The organism is Marinobacter fuscus (assembly GCF_003007675.1).
GTDB lineage: Bacteria > Pseudomonadota > Gammaproteobacteria > Pseudomonadales > Oleiphilaceae > Marinobacter > Marinobacter fuscus.
This window is the reverse complement of the sequence record NZ_PXNP01000098.1, coordinates 16,539-32,010: the sequence shown is the minus strand read 5'-3', so window position 1 is coordinate 32,010 and position 15,472 is coordinate 16,539. Positions and strand designations below refer to the sequence as shown.

At 57.7% G+C, this 15,472-nt stretch carries 14 protein-coding genes; 10 read left to right on the top strand and 4 right to left on the bottom strand.

Annotation, left to right across the window (positions count from 1 at the left end):
* Window positions 1-19: 19 nt before the first annotated feature.
* Genes C7H09_RS14230 through C7H09_RS14200 form a run of 7 tightly spaced genes read left to right on the top strand, consistent with a single transcriptional unit; the run spans window position 20 to window position 6,664 of the window.
* Entirely contained in the window at window positions 20-529 is a 510-nt protein-coding gene (locus C7H09_RS14230; protein WP_106763815.1) for a type II secretion system protein, read from the top strand.
* Between the two features lie 57 nt (window positions 530-586).
* Window positions 587-1,054, top strand: coding sequence for a prepilin-type N-terminal cleavage/methylation domain-containing protein (locus C7H09_RS20450; protein ID WP_420844194.1), 468 nt, complete (start codon window positions 587-589; stop codon window positions 1,052-1,054).
* A gap of 38 nt (window positions 1,055-1,092) precedes the next feature.
* Complete coding sequence (locus C7H09_RS14220; RefSeq protein ID WP_106763813.1) at window positions 1,093-1,548, top strand: pilus assembly FimT family protein; 456 nt, start codon at window positions 1,093-1,095, stop codon at window positions 1,546-1,548.
* Window positions 1,545-2,036: a prepilin-type N-terminal cleavage/methylation domain-containing protein gene (locus C7H09_RS14215; RefSeq protein ID WP_106763810.1), complete on the top strand. Its 492-nt coding sequence runs from the start codon at window positions 1,545-1,547 to the stop codon at window positions 2,034-2,036. The genes C7H09_RS14220 and C7H09_RS14215 overlap by 4 nt, the downstream gene beginning before the upstream one ends.
* On the top strand, window positions 2,036-2,848 hold the full coding sequence (locus C7H09_RS14210; protein WP_338064051.1) for a PulJ/GspJ family protein: 813 nt from the start codon (window positions 2,036-2,038) through the stop codon (window positions 2,846-2,848). The genes C7H09_RS14215 and C7H09_RS14210 overlap by 1 nt, the downstream gene beginning before the upstream one ends.
* Complete coding sequence (locus C7H09_RS14205) at window positions 2,838-3,251, top strand: hypothetical protein (RefSeq protein ID WP_106763809.1); 414 nt, start codon at window positions 2,838-2,840, stop codon at window positions 3,249-3,251. The genes C7H09_RS14210 and C7H09_RS14205 overlap by 11 nt, the downstream gene beginning before the upstream one ends.
* The gene (locus tag C7H09_RS14200; RefSeq protein WP_106763807.1) at window positions 3,248-6,664 is read left to right on the top strand and encodes a DUF6701 domain-containing protein; all 3,417 of its coding nucleotides are present in this window, start codon (window positions 3,248-3,250) and stop codon (window positions 6,662-6,664) included. Before C7H09_RS14205 ends, C7H09_RS14200 begins: the two co-directional genes overlap by 4 nt.
* Window positions 6,665-6,688: 24 nt before the next feature.
* On the opposite strand, the gene glnG is transcribed toward C7H09_RS14200, so the two are convergent.
* The 4 genes from glnG to glnA form a co-directional block, all read right to left on the bottom strand.
* Window positions 6,689-8,122: a nitrogen regulation protein NR(I) gene (gene glnG / locus C7H09_RS14195; RefSeq protein ID WP_106763805.1), complete on the bottom strand. Its 1,434-nt coding sequence runs from the start codon at window positions 8,120-8,122 to the stop codon at window positions 6,689-6,691.
* Window positions 8,119-9,219 carry a nitrogen regulation protein NR(II) gene (gene glnL, locus C7H09_RS14190; protein ID WP_106763803.1) on the bottom strand — a complete coding sequence of 367 codons (1,101 nt, stop codon included), beginning with the start codon at window positions 9,217-9,219 and terminating at the stop codon, window positions 8,119-8,121. Before glnL ends, glnG begins: the two co-directional genes overlap by 4 nt.
* 236 nt (window positions 9,220-9,455) lie before the next feature.
* A complete protein-coding gene (locus C7H09_RS14185) occupies window positions 9,456-9,977 on the bottom strand; it encodes a DUF4124 domain-containing protein (protein WP_106763888.1) in 522 nt (173 codons plus the stop codon).
* 198 nt (window positions 9,978-10,175) lie between these two features.
* The gene (gene glnA / locus C7H09_RS14180; protein WP_106763801.1) at window positions 10,176-11,579 is read right to left on the bottom strand and encodes a glutamate--ammonia ligase; all 1,404 of its coding nucleotides are present in this window, start codon (window positions 11,577-11,579) and stop codon (window positions 10,176-10,178) included.
* Between the two features lie 380 nt (window positions 11,580-11,959).
* Between glnA and typA the strand changes: the two genes are divergently transcribed.
* The 3 genes from typA (at window position 11,960) to dtd (ending at window position 15,462) form a co-directional block, all read left to right on the top strand.
* Window positions 11,960-13,771: a translational GTPase TypA gene (typA, locus tag C7H09_RS14175; RefSeq protein ID WP_106763799.1), complete on the top strand. Its 1,812-nt coding sequence runs from the start codon at window positions 11,960-11,962 to the stop codon at window positions 13,769-13,771.
* A gap of 130 nt (window positions 13,772-13,901) precedes the next feature.
* Window positions 13,902-14,864 (top strand): prolyl aminopeptidase, encoded by a 963-nt coding sequence (pip, locus tag C7H09_RS14170; protein ID WP_106763797.1) that lies wholly within the window; start codon window positions 13,902-13,904, stop codon window positions 14,862-14,864.
* Window positions 14,865-14,991: 127 nt separating this feature from the next.
* The gene (gene dtd / locus C7H09_RS14165) at window positions 14,992-15,462 is read left to right on the top strand and encodes a D-aminoacyl-tRNA deacylase (RefSeq protein ID WP_106763794.1); all 471 of its coding nucleotides are present in this window, start codon (window positions 14,992-14,994) and stop codon (window positions 15,460-15,462) included.
* Window positions 15,463-15,472: the final 10 nt, after the last annotated feature.

Sequence of the window (15,472 nt, the reverse complement as noted above, 5' to 3'; positions counted from 1 at the left end):
CTATCAAAGAGGCTGACGAATGAAGCAGTACTGTCACAAGCGAAAGCAAAGAGGGTTTACCCTGATCGAACTGGTGGTGGTCATTGCCATCCTGGCGATTCTGGCGGCCTTCGCCTTACCCCGCTTTGCCCAGCTCTCCGAGCAGGCCCACGAGTCCAGCATCAAGGGGACTGCCGGTGCCTTGAGTGCCGGCGTGGCGCTGGTCAAAGCCCAGTGGGTGACCAATGGCCAGACTGCCGCCGTGGCAGCGGTTGATGGTTTCGGCAACGACGATGTTGCGGTGAACGATAAGGGCTGGGCAACCTCGACCAATGGCAACACCGGCGCGCCTAACGCCAACCGCTGTGTGCAGGTATGGCAGGGCTTACTTCAGGCCAATGCACCATCGGTAGCGACGGCCGGTACAGATATTGATTATCTTGCGAGTGCTTCGGGTAGTGAGTGTACCTACACCTACCAGCTGGATGGTGAAAACAGTACGATCACCTATGATACCGCTGACGGTTCTATAGTTACTGTAATTAATTGATTTTTAAGTAAAGTAGTCTGGATCAAGCGTTAACGACAACAGAAAGAGGTAGTACTCATGATGAATATGGTTGCAGCAAAGAAACAGAAGGGCTTCACCCTGATCGAGCTGGTGATGGTGATTGTCATTCTGGGGATTCTGGCGGCGTTCGCCTTGCCGCGTTTTGCGGATCTGGGTGGGGATGCGCGTCAAGCCAGTATTGAGGGCGCCGCGGGCGCTGTAAAATCTGCAGCTGCAATTGCTCACTCAGCCTGGCTTGCCGATGGAAACAGTCCTGATCCATTAACGTTAGATGGAGTGCAGGTTGATATGTCAGCAGAGGGGTATCCCGCTTCTGTTGCGCACGGAAGCTCTCCTGAGGGCATCACTGCAGCGGCGCAGATTGACCCTAATGACTTTGCCTTTGATGCTACCACCGGTGTATTTACCATTGAAGGATATACTCCGACAGCGCCAGACAAGTGTGAATTCGCCTACGATGAGACTTCTGGGCGTGTTACCTCAATCGAACTTGGCGGCTGTTGAGGCGCTGCTATTTTGACAGGTTTGGAGCGCAGGTGCGGATGTCTCTCATCGGTGTTCGAGGGTTTTCTCTCATAGAGTTGGTCATGGTCATCTTTCTGATCGGAGTACTCTCCGCTCTGGGAATAGGCCTGTTTGCCAGTCGCTCTGCCTTCTCGCCGTTGCTGGCCAGCCAGCAACTCGCTTCCGCCACGCTGCTTGCCCAGCAGGCAGCGTTGGCGGGCAACGGCGCCTCGGCGCTTCGAATTGAACAAACCGCGGACAGTTTCCGCTTTGTGGTGGGGCCGGGCACTGCGCTTGAGCGCGGCTATGAACTGGCCCGCGAGGGTACAAGCCTTAGCATTGTCGACCACAGTTTGCCGCTCTTGCTAACCTTTGACGCGTTCGGCGCTCCGACCGGAGGCGTTAGTCTGCAACTTATCTTCTCTGGTGATAGTCGGTTTGAAACCTGCCTGAGCTCTCTGGGTGCAGTGTATGCCGGGAGTTGCCTGCCATGAGAGCCTTCCAGAGAGGTGCCACGCTGGTTGAGCTGGTCATAACCATTATGATTATCGGTATCGCTATTGCCGGAGTGGTGGGTGCCTTTTCCCTGATCGCCGGTCGCAGCGCAGACCCATTGAACCAGACCCGGGCGGTGAAACTGGCTCAGTTGTACATGGATGAGATACTTACCCGAAAATACGACCATCAGGTGCCAGCGGGAGGTGTTCCCAAATACACGGGCGCCTGCACCATTGGCAAAGAGGCCGGGGAGGTTCGGGCATCGTTTGACGATGTCGATGATTATCACTCGCTGAACGGCCCGCCAACGGCTGTTGATGGCACCGGACTTCCGGGGTATCAGGGCTTTTCGGTTGCGGTGACTGTCGCCTGTGCGGGGGCGGATCTTGGCCTCGCAGAACGGGATGCAAAACGCATAGACCTGGATATTCGCGACCCCTCCGGTGGCCGCTATGCCTTTTCCGCTTACAGAGCGAACTTCTGATGTCTGGCGCCGCGTCTACCATGCAGACTGCTGGTTTGCGAGGGTTTACCTTAATCGAAATGGTTATGGTAATTGTGCTACTTGCCATCGTGGCAACCATTTCAGTGCGCTTTGTCAGCCTCTCGACACAGGGGGCTCTGGATGTAAGTGCCAGGCAACAGAGGTCGCTGGCAGGTGTGGTCATCAGTGAGCAGCTCAGCCGCGAGCTGCGTGAGGCACTACCCACCTCGATACGTACAAACAGTAACGGCTCGTGCCTGGAGTGGATGCCGATTCTGGCGGCCTCGAATTATCTGACACTGCCAAATGCCTCCAGCCCGGATCGCTTTGAAGCAGTGCCCTTGCCATATAACCGCAGCGCTACCGGGCGGGTGGTTGTTTACGGATATGGCGAAGACCTTTACGAGCCCAAAGATCCGGGGCCGATTTCACCCCCGGCCACCATGCCCTCCGGCACGGCGGCGGTGACGGTACAGTTTGCAGGCGGAGCAACCCATCAATTTGCAAGCCGTTCGCCGGAACGCCGGTTTTATCTGGCGGCCTCACCGGTAACTGTCTGCCAGGCAGGGGCGTATCTGTTTCGGTATCGGGATTATGGCCTGAATAAAGCAGTCGCAACCGCCTTACCGGCAAGCCATCCGAAAAGAGAAGTGCTGGCGGCAAACCTGGTGAGCGGCTCTGTTCGCTTTCAGGTAGAGCCTCCCAGCCAGAAGCGGGCGGCTGTGGTGTCCTTCCGTTTCGAGATCAGTGATGCCCAATCCGGAGAAACCACGGCATTTGATCAGGAGGTTCAGGTTCGAAATGTACCCTGAATTCAGAAGCACTCAAGGTCAGGCTGGCGCCGGTTTACCTGTCGCGTTGTTCGTTATAACTGTACTGGCCTTGCTGGTACTGACAATGGCGCAAATGCAGCAGGCGGGTGGAGAGGCCGTTAGCCTACAGATACAGTCACAGAGGGCGTTTTTCGCCGCTGAAAGCGGGGCTCAGCTGGCGGTGCATAAAGTGCTGGAGGCCAACGATTGCAGTGCCGTCCCTGCCAGCTTGGGCTTTTCTGCAGCCGGGCTTAACGGCTGTGGTGCGGCGCTTGACTGTGAATCGGTTATCGCCCCGCTGGATGGTGCCGGTGGTAACACGGTGTATTCACTCACCAGCAGGGGCTGGTGCGGGCAGGGAATGGATCGGGCAGAGCGCACGGTGGAGGTTCGGGTTCGATGAGCAGGCAGGTCTGGTTAAGGATCCTGGTGTCACTGGCGCTGGCGTTCTGGGCGAGCAGCGCACTGGCGCTGTCGTGTGATGAGATCTATTCATCCGATACTGGAATCAATGAAGAGTTGCCGAAGGATAAGCGCCTGACGATCAACGATAATGAAAACACCGCACCGGCACCCGTCGGGAAATGGCCTGCCCCACAGGCCTGGCCAGCATCTGGCACCGAGTTGAGCGGGGGAGATTACTACTTTAAAGGCGATGAGCTAGACGAAAAATACAAACTTGCCGTCAAACCTGGCGAGGTGGTCCGAATCTTTGTTTCCGGCGACCACGAGTTTGATGAAAAGTCCAAGATTAATCTCAATGGCGATCCGAGCCAGTTGCTGTTGGTGGTGCAAGGTGATCTCGAGCTTGGAGAGAAAACAAAATTCAACGGTGTGATTTACACGACAGGTGAGATTGAGGCAGATGATAAGGTTCAGGTGTCAGGTGCAATCGCGTCTGAGGATGAAGTGGATTTTGATGATGACAAACCCAAGTTTACGCACGATCCCGGTGCCGCGAACTCGGGCTTACTGGACGGCCTTTGCAGCTCCGGGGAGCCCGAGCCCGACCCGGAACCCGAGCCCACTGAGTGTTTCACGGATGACTTTTCCGAAGCGTCTCTCGGCGAAACAGACTGGGTGACATCGGTTGCTGGAGGGTCGTTCACGCCCCAGGTGGTTGATGGCCGCATGCGGATGACCGAAGCCCGACGAAATCAGTCCACCGCTGCTACCCTGCAACGCCTGCTGCCCGGCGCCGAAAACCTGGTTGTGCTGGAATTCGACTACTTCGCATATGGGGGGAATGGGGCGGATGGTATTGCGGTGGTGTTTTCCGATGCGAAGGTGACCCCTCAGCCCGGCAGTTACGGTGGCGCATTGGGCTACGCCCAACGCAACAATGGCACACCTGGCTTTGCCGGTGGCTGGCTTGGCGTTGGCATTGATGAATACGGTAACTTTGCTGCCAATAATGAGGGAAAGCAGGGCGGCGGGCAACGCACGAGGGACTCCGTTACCTTGAGGGGGTCAGGATCCGGAGCCAGCGGGTATCGATATCTTGAAGGCACAGGAAGCTTGTCACCAGGTATAGACGACACCGGAGCGCGCAATCCTCACCGTTATCGCATCGTAGTGGACTCCCAGGAGGCCGGGCAAGCACTGGTAACGGTAGAGCGGGATACAGGCGGTGGTTACCAGAACCTTATCGGACCCTTTGATGTTTTGGCCCGAGCCGGGCAGGCGCCTGTACCCGACGATTTTCTGATCTCGCTCACCGGTTCAACCGGAGGCAGTACCAATATTCATGAACTGGATAACCTGAAGGTATGTGCCCTGAAGCTTGAGCCGATGGGGAAACAGGTCGATCATTTCGAGTTCGTATACGATGGCGTTGCACTCACCTGTCAGCCTGAAGCCATTACCATTCGGGCCTGCGAGAACGCGGATTGCAGTGTACCGTTTACCGATCCGGTTGAGGTCACCCTGCAGCCAACCGGCTGGCTGGGGGGCGACACTTTCAGTTTCAGCGGCGGACAAGCCGTTCGGCCATTGCAGAAGACCACGCCGGGGTCGGTTCGCCTGGATGTGGTTTCATCAACGCCGCCAGCCAAGGCATTCAGCCGTGCCCTGTGCGATAACGGCTCTGGCAGCCTGAACCCGGCAAATTGTGAGGTCGAGTTTCGGGATACGGGGCTGGCATTTGAAGTGCCTGATCTGACGTCGCACCGGCCCCAGTCGAATATTCAGGTGCGGGCTGTTCAGCGGGACGACCAGAGCAACGCGTGCGTGCCCGCGTTTGAAAATGTTCGAAAACCGGTTCGGTTCTGGTCGGCCTATGTCAATCCGGGCCCTGCCGGGCGCCCGGACTCCCGGCAGGTTTTAGTGCAGGGGGAGCCTGTCGGGCGCAATGAAGCCGATGCGTCGGTTGTGGAACTGGAGTTTGGCGCAGGCGGTGTCGCGAACATCGAGGTGACCTATCCCGATGCTGGCCAGATGAACCTGAACGCACTTTATCAGGGCAGTGCGTCAAGCAATGACGCCGGGCTTCGGATGCCGGGCGCCGATAGTTTTGTCAGCCTACCCGCAGGATTCTGTGTTCAGCCAGAGGGCGTGTGCGGTTTCGGGGATGAGCGGTGCCCTGCGTTTCGTAAAGCGGGGCAAGCGTTCGATGTCTCCATTACCGCCGTGGGCTGGCAATCAGACGCAGATGCAGACTTGTGCCAGGGAAATCCTGTAACACCGAATTTCAGATTGCTTGATATTCCGCTTGAAACCACCCTTGTGGCTCCGGCGGGTGGTGCCCAGGGCACCCTGCTTCCGGCCAGCTATTCTCACGCCCGCTCCCTGTCGGCCGCTGAGGTTGTTGAAGCTCAGATATCGGAGGTGGGCGTATTTGAGGTGGCGATGACTCCAGCCCCCGGAAGTTATCTCGGACGGGATTTGCCCGCGGCCCGCAGTCGGCCTGTCGGGCGGTTCTATCCCGACAGATTCCAGGTTGAGGTCAGCCCCGGCGAACTGGCGCCATTTTGCACAGGTGCGGCCCAATCCTTCACCTATACCGGCCAGCCTTTTGACTGGTTGCTGGCGCCTGAGCTGACGATTACCCCTTTGTCTGTGCAGGGGGAAGTAACCCGAAATTACCGGTTCCCAGGCTTCCAGAAACTCGTGGCGCCGGACGTAAAACGCCGGTATCCCGATGTTGATCAGCTCACGATGAACCTTGTCGGCAGTGCGATGCCGGTGCTCTCAACCCCGTTACCGGGGGTATTGAGCGGCCCCGAAAATGTGCTGGGTTCCGGGCAAATGCTGTTTCAGTATGATGCATCTGAGCAGTTCGAATTCGGGCGCACGGGTGATGGTCTTGTCGCGCCCTTTCGGCCAGCGTTGCAGTTTGTCATTGAAGAGCTGACCGACAGCGACGGAGTTGCGGCTGAGTCAGCGCCTTATCCGTTTACACCGCTGGCGGATTTGCACATACGTTTCGGGCGCTGGTCTATGGACAATGTGTATGGCCCGGAGACTCTTCCGGTGCTGCCTATGCCCTATCGAGTGGAGTACTGGAACGGTAGCCGCTTCGAGACCAACATTGCCGACCGCTGCACCGCCTGGGATACGGCTCTCATTAATAATACTGCCAACTACCACCGGCTGGATGGCGCAGCCGCACCATCAGGTTCGTTTTCGGCCGGAACCGCGCCTGCCTTGCGCCTGCTGCCGGATGGCTCTCAGGGAACCGATACGTTGCGCTGGCAGGTGCCGCCGTGGTTGACATACGACTGGAACGGGGACAGCACGTTTGACCACCCGAGTGGCCTGGCCACATTCGGCGTTTATCGGGGCCACGACCGGGTCATCTATTGGCAGGAACGCTGAGCGGGCATTGGCTGGGAGCGCACATCATGCGTCCTCTTGCTCCTCCGCACTCATGCCCAGCTCGTTAATCTTGCGGGTCAGCGTATTCCGCCCCCAACCCAGTAACACAGAGGCATCGCGACGGCGGCCACCGGTGTGCTTGAGGGCGCTTTCGATCATGATTTTTTCGAATTCCGGCACCGCGGTTTCCAGAATACCTTTGTGGCCCCGTTTAAGTTCTTCTTCGGCCCAGTGTCTCAGTCCTTCCTGCCAGGTCAGGCCTGTTGCCAGGTGTTCTTCGTCGGCCTGCTGAATCAGCTCCGGCGGCAGGTCGTCTACGTGAATTTCCCGGCCACTGGCCATCACCGTCAGCCAGCGACAGGCATTTTCAAGTTGGCGCACGTTGCCCGGCCAGGGCAGGGTGGTGAGGAAGTTTTCCGCGTCCGGGGTCAGCACTTTCGGCTCCACGGCCAGTTCTTTGGCGGCGCGCTTCAGAAAGTGCTGCATCAGCCGGGGGATATCTTCCCTCCGTTCCGCCAGTTTAGGAAGGTGAACCCGTATCACGTTAAGGCGGTGGAACAGGTCTTCCCGAAAGTGGCCTGCCTGCACCAGTTTTTCCAGATTCTGGTGGGTGGCGGCAATAATGCGCACATCGACCTGCACCGGCGTGGTCCCGCCCACCCGATAGAATTCGCCATCGGCCAGGACCCGCAACAGGCGGGTCTGGGTCTCGGCGGGCATATCGCCGATTTCATCCAGAAACAGGGTGCCGCCGTTGGCCTGTTCAAACCGCCCGTGGCGCGTTGCCGCTGCGCCGGTAAAAGCGCCTTTGGCATGGCCGAAGAGCTCCGATTCGATCAGATCTTTGGGGATAGCCGCCATGTTCAGGGCAATAAACGGGTGACGCGCCCGGGGGCTGTGGTTGTGCAGTGCCTGGGCCACCAACTCTTTACCGGTGCCGCTTTCACCGTTGATCAGCACGGTAATGTTGGAGTGGGACAAGCGGCCGATAGCACGAAACACCTCCTGCATGGCGGGCGCCTCGCCGATGATCTCCGGGGTTCTGGGCGCGGTTTCCAGAACCGGGTCGCTGCTGGCGCGTTTTTCGCGGCTGTGTGCCACCGCGCGCCGAACCAATGCCACGGCGTCGTCCACATCAAAAGGTTTGGGCAGGTATTCGAAGGCGCCGGTTTGATAGCTGGTGACAGCGCTGTCGAGATCCGAGTGGGCGGTCATGATGATGACCGGCAGATCGGGGTGTCGCTCGACAATGCGGGACAGCAGGGTAATGCCGTCTACACCGGGCATTCTGATATCGCTCAGGATGGCGTCGGGCTGTTCCTGTTCCAAACGCAGCATAATGCTTTCACCGCTTTCGAATACCCGGGGCTGCATGCCTGCCTGGCTCATGGAACGTTCAAGCACCCAGCGGATGCTGCGATCGTCATCGATAATCCAGACATTCGCTGGTTGGTTCATGCGTTGTTCTCCAGAGGCAGGAAGATAATGAAATCGGTTTGTCCGGGCTCGCTTTCACACTCCACCAGCCCCCGGTGCTGGCCGATGATGCTCTGTGCAATCGATAGCCCAAGTCCGGTTCCGGCCGCCCGGCCACTGACCATCGGATAGAATATGCTGTGCAGTAGCTCGGGCGGAATGCCTGGGCCGTTATCGATAATGTCCACCCGGCAAACGAGGCGATAACGACGGTGGCCGATCGTAAACTGCCGGAGCGCCCGGGTGCGGACGGTTATGGCTGGCTCTGTCTCAAGGAGGGCCGGTGCCGCTCTTTCAAAGGCGGCTTCCATGGCGTTGCGGGCAATGTTCAGGAACGCCTGGATCAGCTGCTCCTTGTCGCCGGAAAATTCCGGAATACTCGGGTCGTAGTCGCGCTCGAAGCGGATATTTCCTTTGCTTTCAGCTTCAACCAGAGTGCGCACGCGCTCCAACACTTCGTGAATATTGGTGGAGGCCATGGTCAGTGCTTTGTTGGGGCCCAGCATCCTGTCGACCAAAGCCCGCAGCCGATCCGCTTCGTCGATGATCACGCGGGTATACTCCCGCTGCTCATCGCTGGCCAACTCCCGATCCAGTAATTGTGCGGCACCTCGTATGCCCCCAAGCGGATTTTTGATCTCGTGGGCCAGGCCGCGAACCAGGCTGCGGGTGGTTTCCTGCTGGGACAGCAAGTCTTCTTCACGACTGATTCGCAGCAAGCGGTCTTTGGGCTGAATTTCGATAAGTAACTCGGTGGGTGCCTGGGTGATCGGCGACACTGAGTAATCGACGGTTAGCCGGGTGCCGGAGGGCAGGGCAAGTTCGGCTTCGCGCCGGGTGTACGGATGGCCGTTGGCAAGCGAGGCCTGCAGCGTAGCCTGGGCATGGCCCGTATCGATCAGGATTTCCTGCAGTTTTTGGCCACGACTCCGGCTCATGCTGGTTTCCAGCAGGTTTTCGGCAGCCGGGTTCAGATATCGAATCGACAGATCCTCACCCAGCAACAGAACAGCGGTTGCCAGGCTGTCGAGAATACTGGTGTCGTTGGTTCCGTTGCTGTCGTTTGTTCGGCGTGGCATAAGAGGCTTCCGTGTGCTGATCAGATGATCTTGCGACCATGCAAGTTGGCGCCTGTTGTTTAAAGCAAGAATCGAACCAGTTCGAATAGGGGCGCCTGGAGCAGGCAGGGGAAATTTTCGGGAAGGCAGATCGCAGTCAGTCGGGCCGAGGTTCGTCTTGGAAGGCGTGCCACCTGCCGGGATTGCTCACAGTATGGCACTAACTTGGTGCGCGTGCACGGTCTTGGTGCGGTGTGTCAGTTTCGGCGTGAAGGGCGGTGGATGGTAAAGGTGATCGGGTCGCCGTTCTTAACCCGAATGCCGCTCTGGTCGACGATGTGCACACCGGCGTTGTGGGTTCCGCGATCAATGTTCTCGACAATGATGCTGTCAGAGCTGCTCTGGCCCACGGGCTGGCCGTCGAGTGTGACTTCATACCGGTGGCCTGGCCGGAGGCCGGGGGTGCTTGATATCTTGAAGGTGACATTACCGTTGCCACTGTGGAGTGCCTGCCCGTTGTCCGGATAGGTGAGCGTTAGGGAACCATAGGCTGCGCCCTCGCGATCTGCCTGTTCCTGCATTCTTTCCGGTTCTCTGACGGCTTCCGGTTTTGGCAAAGTAATTGTAGTGACCGGTTTCACCTGTACCTGTTCACCGCCGTCCATGGGCTCGTCAGAAAAGGTGACATTACCCTGGGCATCGACGTGACGGTAAACCTCGCTGTAGGCGCCGGAGGCAGCCAGTAACAGGCTGGCGGCAATAAGAAACGGTGCTTTCATGGCAAAAGTAACCTGCAGTAATGAACTGATTGGATTATCGAATGCAGGCCCCGGCATTTCAATGCTGCGACCCCTGAGCTTGGTTACATATCGTTAAGGGCCGGGGGGCGCCCTGGAAATTGGGAGAGAGTTAACAAAAAAAGCCCCGCATGACGCGGGGCTTTTGCCTGAATGCACGTGCGCCCGCAGGCGCGGTGGTCAGCAGGAGTAGTAGAGGTCAAATTCCACGGGGTGCGTGGTCATGTTCAGGCGCTCGACTTCGCCCTGTTTCAGGTCGATATAACCATTGATCATGTCTTCCGTGAATACGCCGCCCCGGGTCAGGAACTCGTGGTCTGCCTTCAGGCACTCCAGAGCTTCCTGCAAGGTAGTGGCAACCTGTGGAATGTTGATGGCCTCTTCTTTTGGCAGGTCGTACAGATCCTTGTCCATGGCGTCGCCCGGGTGGATCTTGTTCTGGATGCCGTCCAGACCCGCCATCATCAGGGCGGCGAAGGCCAGGTACGGGTTGGCAGCGGGATCCGGGAAACGAACCTCGATGCGCCGTGCCTTGGGGCTGTTCACGTAGGGGATACGGATAGAGGCTGAGCGGTTGCGGGCCGAGTAGGCCAGCATGACCGGGGCTTCGTAGCCGGGTACCAGGCGCTTGTAGCTGTTGGTGGCCGGGTTGGTAAAGGCGTTAATGGCTTTGGCGTGCTTGATAATGCCGCCAACGTAGTAGAGGGCCATTTCACTCAGGCCTGCGTAGCCGTCACCGGCGAACAGATTTTTGCCGTCTTTGTTCAAAGACATATGAACGTGCATACCGGAGCCGTTATCGCCCACCACGGGCTTGGGCATGAAGGTGGCGGTTTTGCCGTAGGCGTGGGCCACGTTGTGCACGCAATACTTCAGAATCTGTACTTCGTCGGCTTTGCGGGTAAGCGTGTTCGGGCCAACACCGATTTCGCACTGGCCAGCCGTGCCTACCTCATGGTGGTGCACTTCGATGGTCAGCCCCATAGACTCCATGGCTGCGCACATGGCGCCACGGAGGTCGTGCAGGCTGTCTACCGGCGGCACCGGGAAGTAACCGCCTTTCACGCCCGGGCGGTGGCCAATGTTGTTGCGCTCGAAGTCTTCGCCGGATACCCAGGCGGCTTCCTCGGAGTGCAGCTCATACATGGCGCCTTTCATGTCGACATTCCACTTGACGGAATCGAAAATGAAAAACTCGGGTTCAGGGCCAAACAGCGCGCCATCGGCCAGGCCGGTGGACTTCAGGTATTCTTCGGCCCGCTGCGCCACAGAGCGCGGATCCCGTTCGTAGCCCTGCATGGTGGAGGGCTCGACGATGTCACAGGTAATGTTAATGGTGGTTTCTTCGGTGAACGGATCCAGCACGGCCGTTTCGTCTACCGGCATCAGGATCATGTCGGATTCATTGATGCCTTTCCAGCCAGCGATAGATGAGCCGTCGAACATCTTGCCGTCAACAAAAAAGTCTTCGCTCGCCTCGGTGGCAGGCATGGTAACGTGCTGCTCTTTGCCGCGGCTGTCGGTGAAACGCAAGTCAATCCACTTGACTTCGTGCTCTTTGATCAAATCAATCGTCTTGGACATTCTGCATGCTCCGTAGAATTTTGACGTTCTTAAATGCCGGATCGTTCAGCCTTGGTTTGCTGATTCTGGAAAGACTCGCGCAGCTTACCAGAACCGCTGATGGCTTACCTGTCAAATGCGGCTGAGGTTTGTTTAGCAATCGCCTTGCCAGTTTTGCCCGAATGCCTGAAAACAGGATTCTTCGGCCTGTTCCACTGAAAATCAAAGAACGTGCTGTGTTTGCGCTCCTGGTTTTTTTGCACCGAATTGGTGCGGCCGGGCGTTCAGTGCGTCTTGTTGGTGCATTCGGGAACTGGTTACATATTAGGCGCTAAACTTCATATTATCCCCTGAGACTTTTCGATATACTGCGCGCCGATAATTTCTGTAGGGTACCCGTTGTGATTGATAAGCTTAGAAACGTTGCCATTATCGCCCACGTCGACCATGGCAAGACCACTCTGGTTGACCAGCTGCTGCGCCAGTCTGGAACCCTGGACCGCAAAGAGCTCGAAAACGAGCGTGTTATGGACTCCAACGACCAGGAAAAAGAGCGTGGCATTACCATTCTGGCCAAGAACACGGCGCTCAAGTGGAAAGACTACGATATCAACATCGTAGACACCCCGGGCCACGCCGACTTCGGTGGCGAAGTGGAGCGGGTCATGAGCATGGTAGACAGTGTGCTGCTGGTGGTGGATTCAATCGACGGGCCCATGCCGCAAACCCGCTTTGTTACCCAGAAGGCCTTTGCCGCTGGCCTGAACCCGATTGTGGTGGTGAACAAGATTGACCGCCCGGGCGCGCGACCGGACTGGGTAGTTGATCAGGTGTTCGACCTGTTCGATAACCTGGGTGCCACCGACGAACAGCTGGACTTCCCCATTGTTTACGCCAGCGCCCTGAATGGCCTGGCTGGCCTGGATTACAATGAACTGGCAGAGAACATGGATGCCGTGTTCCAGGCCATTGTTGACCATGTGCCGGCGCCCTCAGTAGACCGTGACGGCCCGTTCCAGATGCAGATCTCCCAGCTGGACTACAACAGCTTTCTGGGTGTTATCGGCATCGGGCGCATCATGCGCGGCAATGTCAGCACTAACACTCCCGTCGTCGCTATCGGCGCCGACGGCAAGAAGCGCAACGGCCGTATCCTCAAGATCATGGGGCACTCCGGCTTGCAGCGGGTAGAAGTTGATGAAGCTCAGGCGGGTGACATTATTTGCGTGAGCGGTCTGGATCAGCTGTTTATCTCCGACACCCTGTGTGATCCCTCTGCGGTCGAGGCGCTGCCGCCGCTGACGGTCGATGAGCCGACTGTCTCCATGACCTTCCAGGTAAACGACTCTCCGTTTGCCGGTAAGGAAGGCAAGTACGTGACCAGCCGGAACATCAAGGAGCGCCTGGACAAAGAGCTGCTGCACAATGTGGCGCTGCGGGTTGAAGAAGGCGATTCGGCTGACAAGTTCAAGGTCTCGGGTCGGGGCGAGCTGCACCTGTCAGTACTGATCGAGAACATGCGTCGGGAGAACTTCGAGCTGGCGGTGGGTCGCCCGGAAGTGGTGGTCAGAGAAGTCGACGGGGTGAAGCAGGAGCCCTACGAGAATGTGATCGTCGATATCGAAGAGCAGCATCAGGGCCCGGTAATGGAGCAAATGGGGCTGCGTCGTGGCGAGATGACCAACATGATTCCGGACGGTAAAGGCCGTATCCGCCTGGACTACACCATCCCCGCCCGTGGTCTGATCGGTTTCCGCAACAGCTTCCTGACCATGACCTCTGGTACCGGTATACTGACCTCGACGTTCAGTCATTACGGGCCGATTAAGGCCGGTGAGATGACCAGTCGCCAGAACGGCGTGATTGTCTCCATGGCGACAGGAACGGCGCTGACCTATTCTCTGGAAACCCTGCAGAGCCGGGGCAAGTTGTTCCTCGACCCGGGCCAGGAAATCTACGAAGGTCAGCTGTGTGGTATTCACAGTCGGGACAACGATTTGGTGGTTAACCCCACCAAAGGGAAAAAGCTCGATAACATGCGGGCCTCCGGTAAGGATGAGGTGATCGGGCTGGTTCCGCCGATCAAACACACGCTGGAGCAGGCGCTGGAGTTTATCGAGGACGACGAGCTGGTGGAAGTGACACCCAAGTCGATCCGGCTGCGCAAGAAGCTGCTTACTGAAAACGAGCGTAAGCGCGCCAACAAGAAGTAACGGCTGAGCTTTTCATAGCCTTATAAAGCCGCTGTCAGGCACGTCCTGGCGGCGGCTTTGTTGTTCTGGGCACTGTCATTTTCCTCCCTCCCTCAGCTAGACTGCCGTGAACCCTGCCACGGAGCCTGTCATGCTAAGCCTTTATCCTGAAATCGAACCCTATGCCCGCCACCGGCTGGCGGTTGATCATCCCCATGAGCTGTATCTGGAGGAGTCGGGTAATCCCGATGGTATTCCCGTGATCGTGATTCACGGCGGCCCGGGTGGGGGGTGCGAGGACTATCACCGGCGCTTTTTCGATGCTGAGCGTTTCCGTATTATTCTGTTGGATCAGCGTGGTGCCGGGCGATCGACACCCCTGGCTGAATTACAGGGCAACAGTACCGACAAGCTGGTGCAGGATCTTGAAGCCGTCCGCCATTTCCTTGGTATTGATCAGTGGTTACTGTTTGGCGGGAGTTGGGGGTCTACGCTCAGTCTGGTCTACGCGCAGGCCCATCCGGATCGGGTTCTGGGTCTGGTGCTACGGGGTATATTTCTCTGCCGTCAGGAAGATATCCACTGGTTTTATCAGGACGGCGCCAGCCGGGTGTTTCCGGATTACTGGCAGGATTTCCTGTTACCCATTCCCGAGGCCGAACGGCAGGATCTGGTGTCGGCCTATTACCGGCGCCTGACCAGCACCAACGACCTGGAGCAGATCCAGGCGGCAAAAGCCTGGTCCGTTTGGGAGGGGCGTTGTGCGACGCTGCATCCTAACCCCTCGGTGGTTGATCACTTTGCGCACCCTCATGTGGCGATTGCTCTGGCTCGTATCGAATGCCACTACTTTATGAATCATGCCTTTCTGGCACCCGGCCAGATTTTGCGGAATGCGGCCAGGCTGAAGAATATCCCGGCGGTTATTGTTCATGGCCGGTATGACATGGTGTGCCCGCTGGATAACGCCTTCGCGCTGAGCGAAGCCTGGCCCGAGGCGGATTTCCAGATTATCCGGAATGCGGGCCATTCGGCATCCGAGCCTGCCATCATTGATGCCCTGATACGGGGCGTTGAGGACGTGGCTGCCCGCAGCCTGCCCTCCGCAGGTTAGAAGCCTGGTTGCTGTAACGGCTATGCGACCTTTTGTTGAAGCAGCAGGGTTGCGGAGCCATGTGCGGCTATATACACTCTTGGCGTTTATAAAATTTAATGTTCGGTATCAACGCTCAAGGCCTTGAATGAAAGGACTAATCCAGCGCGTTTCGGAAGCCAGTGTTTCAGTATGCAGTGAGTCGGTTGCCCGGATAGGGCCGGGCTTGCTGTTGTTGCTGGGCGTTGAGAGGAACGATGGGGAAAATGAAGCCAAGGCGCTGTGCCGGAAGATTCTCTCCTACCGGATATTTCCCGATCAGCAGGGCCGAATGAACGTCAATGTTCAGGATGCCGGGGGTTCATTACTGGTTGTCCCCCAGTTTACGCTGGCTGCAGATACCTCATCCGGAACCCGCCCCGGCTTTTCACTGGCGGCCGCGCCCGATCGTGCAGAAAACCTTTACCTCGCCTTTATCCAGGAAGCCCGAAAAAGTTTGGGGGCAGAAAGGGTTGGCCAGGGGCGTTTTGGTGCGGACATGAAGGTTGCGCTGGTGAATGACGGACCGGTTACGTTTCTTCTGGAGGTGCCATCGAAAGCGTCGCAAACCGGAGCATGATGCAGTAGCT